At 69.9% G+C, this 6,000-nt stretch carries 6 protein-coding genes; 1 reads left to right on the top strand and 5 read right to left on the bottom strand.

Features of this window, described 5'->3' with window-relative positions; all coding sequences use genetic code 11:
- Positions 1–141 precede the first annotated feature (141 nt).
- From groL to RT054_RS13725, 5 genes are all read right to left on the bottom strand, one after another.
- A complete protein-coding gene (gene groL / locus RT054_RS13745) occupies positions 142–1,776 on the bottom strand; it encodes a chaperonin GroEL (RefSeq protein WP_312717772.1) in 1,635 nt (544 codons plus the stop codon).
- A gap of 437 nt (positions 1,777–2,213) precedes the next feature.
- The gene (locus tag RT054_RS13740; protein WP_312717770.1) at positions 2,214–2,522 is read right to left on the bottom strand and encodes a DUF3263 domain-containing protein; all 309 of its coding nucleotides are present in this window, start codon (positions 2,520–2,522) and stop codon (positions 2,214–2,216) included.
- Between the two features lie 156 nt (positions 2,523–2,678).
- Positions 2,679–3,521, bottom strand: coding sequence for an alpha/beta fold hydrolase (locus RT054_RS13735; RefSeq protein ID WP_312717768.1), 843 nt, complete (start codon positions 3,519–3,521; stop codon positions 2,679–2,681).
- Positions 3,522–3,747: 226 nt separating this feature from the next.
- The gene (locus RT054_RS13730; protein WP_312717766.1) at positions 3,748–4,344 is read right to left on the bottom strand and encodes a YetF domain-containing protein; all 597 of its coding nucleotides are present in this window, start codon (positions 4,342–4,344) and stop codon (positions 3,748–3,750) included.
- 49 nt (positions 4,345–4,393) lie between these two features.
- Complete coding sequence (locus RT054_RS13725) at positions 4,394–5,137, bottom strand: NAD-dependent protein deacylase (RefSeq protein ID WP_312717764.1); 744 nt, start codon at positions 5,135–5,137, stop codon at positions 4,394–4,396.
- 367 nt (positions 5,138–5,504) lie between these two features.
- Here RT054_RS13725 and RT054_RS13720 point away from each other — a divergent pair, with 367 nt between their 5' ends.
- The gene (locus tag RT054_RS13720) at positions 5,505–5,975 is read left to right on the top strand and encodes a GNAT family N-acetyltransferase (RefSeq protein WP_312717762.1); all 471 of its coding nucleotides are present in this window, start codon (positions 5,505–5,507) and stop codon (positions 5,973–5,975) included.
- The last annotated feature ends 25 nt before the right edge of the window (positions 5,976–6,000 follow it).

Here is a 6,000-nt window from a genome sequence, read left to right as displayed (position 1 = left end):
ATTCGGCGCTGCGCGCATGAATCCTCACTCCGGCCTCGCGCTTCCTCAGAAGCCCTGCTCGACCTGGCTTCCTCGTCGCACTCAGCCTCCGCGAGGATTCGGCGCTGCGCGCATGAATCCTCACTCCGGCCTCGCGCTTCCTCAGAAGCCCATGCCGCCCATGCCACCCATGTCGTCGCCACCCGGCATCGCCGGAGCAGCCTTCTCGGGCTTGTCCGCAATGACGGCCTCGGTGGTGAGGAACAGGGCCGCGATGGAGGCCGCGTTCTGCAGCGCGGAACGCGTCACCTTGGCCGGGTCGATGATGCCGGCGTTGATGAGGTCGACGTACTCGCCGGTGGCGGCGTCGAGGCCGTGGCCCGGCTCGAGACCGCGCACCTTCTCCGCGACGACTCCACCCTCGAGACCGGCGTTGACGGCGATCTGCTTGAGCGGCGCCTCGATGGCGACCTTGACGATGTTCGCGCCCGTGGCCTCGTCGCCCTCGAGGGTGAGACCCTCGAACGCCTTGGCACCGGCCTGGATGAGCGCCACGCCACCACCGGCGACGATACCCTCCTCGACGGCGGCCTTCGCGTTGCGGACGGCGTCCTCGATGCGGTGCTTGCGCTCCTTGAGCTCGACCTCGGTCGCCGCCCCCGCCTTGATGACGGCGACGCCACCGGCGAGCTTGGCGAGACGCTCCTGGAGCTTCTCGCGGTCGTAGTCGGAGTCGCTCTTGTCGATCTCGGCGCGGATCTGGTTGACGCGGCCCTGGATCTGGTCGGCGTCGCCACCGCCCTCGACGATCGTCGTCTCGTCCTTGGTGACGACGACCTTGCGGGCCGTGCCGAGCATGTCGATGTCGGCGGACTCGAGCGTGAGGCCGACCTCCTCGGAGATGACCTGACCACCGGTGAGGATGGCGATGTCGCCGAGCATGGCCTTGCGGCGGTCACCGAAGCCGGGAGCCTTGACGGCCACGACGTTGATGATGCGGCGGATCTGGTTGAGCACCAGGGTTGCAAGGGCCTCGCCCTCGACGTCCTCGGCCACGATGAGCAGCGGCTTGCCGGCCTGCTTGGTCTTGTCGAGCAGCGGGATGAGGTCCTTGATGGACCCGATCTTGCTGTTGACGATGAGCACGTAGGCGTCCTCGAGGACGGCCTCCATGCGCTCGGGGTCGGTGACGAAGTACGCCGAGATGTAGCCCTTGTCGAAGCGCATGCCCTCGGTGAGCTCGAGGTCCAGCCCGAAGGTGTTGGACTCCTCGACGGTGATGACGCCTTCCTTGCCGACCTTGTCCATGGCCTCGGCGATCATCTCGCCGATCTGGGTGTCGGCGGCGGAGATCGACGCGGTCGCGGCGATCTGCTCCTTGGTCTCGACGTCCTTGGCCATGCCGAGCAGCTCGTCGGAGACGGCCTTGGTGGCCTTCTCGATGCCGCGCTTGAGGCCCATCGGGTTCGCACCGGCGGCGACGTTGCGCAGACCCTCGCGCACGAGCGCCTGGGCGAGGACGGTGGCCGTCGTCGTGCCGTCACCGGCGACGTCGTCGGTCTTCTTCGCGACCTCCTTGACGAGCTCGGCGCCGATCTTCTCGTACGGCTCCTCGAGCTCGATCTCCTTGGCGATGGAGACACCGTCGTTGGTGATCGTGGGGGCGCCCCACTTCTTCTCCAGCACGACGTTGCGGCCCTTGGGGCCGAGGGTGACCTTGACGGCGTCGGCAAGCGTGTTCATGCCGCGCTCGAGGCCGCGACGGGCCTCCTCGTCGAAAGCGATGATCTTGGCCATGTGCGGTGGTTCCTCCCACACGTTGCGGTGTACGAAGACCGGGCGATGCCCGCGACGGACGAGCCACCCGGCAGGTGCGCCGTATCGCGCCTGCGCGTGCGACCCTCATCGGATCCGGTCGGTCGGTTGCGTCCCGACCCGCGTGCAACAGGCCTCGGACGGGCCGATTCTGTCACTCACGGGGCAGGAGTGCTAACTCCATGATTAGCACTCGGGTGGGGTGAGTGCAAACGGTCGGGGACGCTTGGGGACACCGGGCGAACGAGCGGATCCGTGGCGATGACGGCCCTCGCGCCGAGTGGTCGCGGCCGGGCACGTCGCGGCGGTTCGTCAGGCCGCACCGACGCCGATGCGCCGTCATCGCACCGGGCGACGACGGCGGGCGGAGGTGACGCCGGAACGCGGGAGATCGGTCTGCCGAGGCGTCGGCCGTGAGGTCAGGCGTCCATGCCCAGGCGCCGGGCGGAGCGGGCCTTCTGTCGCGAACTGCGCATGCGGCGGAGGCGCTTGACGAGCATGGGGTCGTGGGCGAGGGCGGCGGGGTCGTCGATGAGGGCGTTGAGCACCTGGTAGTAGCGCGTCGACGTCATGTCGAACAGTTCCTTGATGCTCTGTTCCTTGGCGCCGGGGTACTTCCACCACTGCCGTTCGAAGGCGAGGATGGCCGTCTCGAGTTCGTCGAGTTCTCCGGCGGCGCGTTCCTCGCCGGCAGGCAGCCGATCCGCTGCGTTCGCGCTCTGCGCCATGTCTCCTCCTTCGGGTCCGAGGACCCCCGCCCCCGTGGTCCGGCCCCTCGCGGGGCACCTCCGCCATCGTGCCAGCAAACGACACCGATGTCATTCACCGGGGGCCGCGTGCGTCGCCGTCCGGGGCGCCGTTCGTCATGCGGCGGCGCGCAGCCGTCAGCTCTCATCGAGAAACCCCTCGATCAGGGCGCAGAACGGGGCGGTGTACTCGATCTGGGTCCAGTGCCCGCAACGGCCGAACACGTGCAGGCGGGCCTCGTCGATCCAGTTCAGGAGCGTCAGCGACGTGCTGAGGGGGATGACGCGGTCGTCGCGGCCGTGCACGAGCAGGGTGCGGTGCCCGATCGCGCGGATGTCCGCCTCCGGGTGCGCCATCGCGTCCACCCATCGCTGCCGCGGCGCCGGGAACATCGCCGAGAACGCCTCCTGCGCGCCGGGGCGGATGCTCGCCTCGTACCGCATCCGTACGAGCTCATCGGTGACGAGCGAGGCGTCGTACGCGAACGTCTCGCGCATGAGGGTGCCCATCGCCTGCTCCGACGGCTCGTATCCCCAGACGGCGTCGAGTCCGTCGGTGAGGTCGAACGGCACCCCGACGCTGCCCATGAGCACGAGCCGCCGCACCCGCTGCGGATGCGAGATGGCGAGAGCGAGCGCCATCGACCCGCCGAAGCTGTTGCCCACGACGTCGACTTGGGGGACGTCGAGGGCGTCGAGATAGGCGACGATCTGCTCGAGCCAGGCCTGTCGCGAGTACGTGAACACCTCCGGCACCCGTGTGAACCCGAACCCGGCGAGGTCGGGCGCGAGGATCCGTCGCTGCGGCGCGAGTCGCTCGATCACGAGCCGCCAGTTCGCCCACGCGCTCACACCGGGCCCGGAGCCGTGAAGCAAGAGAAGGGGCACGCCATCGTCGCCGGTGCCGAGGTCATGGTGATTGGTCTCGACCGCCCCGGTCGCGATGAACGCCCCGACCTCGGGGTTGGGCTTCGGTGTCATGGCCGACTCCTTCGACGGACGGACGATGTGGGCGTCACGGTGTCACGCACCCCGTCGCGTCGGTGAGCGGTGTTCCTCTCTGCGGGTCCCAGGGCGCATCCGAGCCCACCGGTCGTCGTGGTCGACAGCGACGGGCCGCACCACTGCGCGACTCCACGGCGCCGCCGCGACGTCGCAGGTGAGGATGTGGCCAGAAGGCCGCCATCACGACCTCCTCTCCGCATCCTCACCTGCGTCCCTGCCTGCGTCGTCGTCCTGCCTCCGCGGCCTCACGACCGCAGGCTCCCCCGGACCCCGAACCGCTGCGCGAGGTCGGCCACCCGTCGACGGAGGTGAGCGCGGAGCCCGAGCCGAGGTCGCCCTCGCCGATGACGGAAAGCTGTCCGTCGCTCTCGAGGACGACCGCGACGACTCCCTCGAGGCTCCCCCGGCCGGTGCGTCGGAGGGCCTGGTCGATCTCCTCCTCGGTGATGCGCTCGGCGACCATGACGTCACGGAGCAGTACGCCGTCGAGGGCAAGGGCGGTCGGGCGGGAGACGAGGAACGGCCGCACCGTCGGCAGCCGGACCGACACCTGGGACACGAGCCACTGCACGACGAACAGCAACGCCATCGCCGTGACTCCCTCGACGAACGAGACGTCGGAACTCAACAGCACCGTCGCCAGCACCGAGCCCAACGCGACGGTGACGACGAAGTCGAACGCATTGAGCTTGGCGAGGGTGCGCTTGCCCGCGACCCGCGCCCCGGCGACGAGCACGACGTAGGCGCACCCGCCGACGGCGACGACACGGACGAGGTCGGAGAGGGAGTCGAACCACATGCCGTCATCGTGCCCGCGCCCGCGGCCCTCTGCACGGCGGTCCCTCGCCTCACTCCACCCCGGCGACCTCGCCCAGCACCGCGCCCAGTTCACCGCGGACGACGAGGCTGGCACGGGAGTCCATCGCCGTCGGCTCGAGATTGACGATGACGAGATCGCTGCCGCGGAAGGCCGACACCATGCCGGAGGCCGGGTACACCCCGAGGGTCGTGCCGCCGACCACGAGCACGTCCGCGGTCGAGATGGCGCCGACCGCGGCGACGACGTCCGCCTCGTCGAGAGGCTCCTCGAACAACGCACCGTCGGGGCGGACGGCTCCGCCACACACCGGGCAGTGGGGTACGGCCTCGGCGAACACGAGGTCGAGGCCGTACGTGCGCCCGCAGCGCACACAGTGGTGCCGATGCACCGAGCCGTGCACCTCCACGACGTTCGTCGACCCCGCGGCCTGGTGCAGCCCGTCCATGTTGAGGGTGACGACGCAGGAGAGAAGGCCCTGCCGTTCGAGTTCGGCGAGCGCCCGGTGGGTGCGGTTGGGCCGGGCGTCGGGGTAGGCGAGGTAGGTGCGGAAGAAGTCCCAGAACGCCTCGGGATCCTCACGCAGGCACGTGAGGCTGAGAAGGGAGGAGAAGTCGGCGACCGCCGGACGGCCGAGGACCTCGAACCCGCCGTCGAGGGAGCGGAAGTCGGGGATGCCCGAGCGTGTGGAGGTTCCGGCGCCGCCGAAGAACACGGTGCTGCCGGACTCTCGCAGGAGTCGGTCGAGCGCATTGACGTTCTCGCGTGAGATCACGGCGACATGATCCGCCCACGATCACCGCCCACTCGCACCGGGCCCCGTTCGCGGCAGTCGGGACCCTCGCCACGCGCCCACCGTCCGACCCTCCGGGCCCGCGCAGACCGCCTCGCGACTCCGGGCACAACTCTCCGCCCGAGGTGAGCATCGCAGGTGAGGATGCCGCCGAAAGGTCGCCATCACGACCTCCTCGCCGCATCCTCACCTGCGTTCCCGCCTCCATCCTCGTTCCCTCTCGCCGCTCGCCCTCGCCCGCGACCTCGCCCGTGTCCTCACGAGGGCACGACCGCCGGCGCCGGTCGACCCGGCGTCGATCCCGCCTCGTCGACACGCGAGGTCGCTCGGCGGTCGGTACCGTCGCGCTATGGGTGTCGTCGTCAGGTCGCTGGAGCCGCACGAGTGGCGGACCTACCGGGCCGTGCGCCTGGCCGCCCTGCAGGACTCGCCGCACGCCTACTGCGGGTCGTACGCGCAGAGCGCGGAGTACCCCGAACAGCTGTGGCGCGACTGGTGTACCGCGACCTCGTGGTTCGCCTTCCTCGACGAGGACCCGGTCGGCATGGTCCGGATCAACCCCGAGGCCAAGGAGGGCGTCCCCGAGATGCTCTCGATGTGGGTCGCGCCGCGCGCCCGCGGCACGTCGGTCTCCACGGAACTCGTCGACGCGGCGGTCGTGTGGACATGGTCCTCCGGCGGGTCGGGACTCCACCTCCACGTCATGGAGGACAACGTCCGCGCGCGACGCTTCTACGCGCGCCTCAACTTCGTCCCCACCGCGCGCCACGAACTCCCCGACGGCCGCTACCTGCTCGAGATGACCCGCAACCTGGCCTGAACACCGGTTCCCCCGTCACCTCCCG

Source organism: Mobilicoccus sp. (assembly GCF_032060985.1).
In the GTDB taxonomy this organism is placed as follows: Bacteria; Actinomycetota; Actinomycetes; order Actinomycetales; family Dermatophilaceae; genus Mobilicoccus.
The sequence above is the reverse complement of the archived record's forward strand: the minus strand, read 5'-3'. Positions and strand labels throughout refer to the sequence as shown.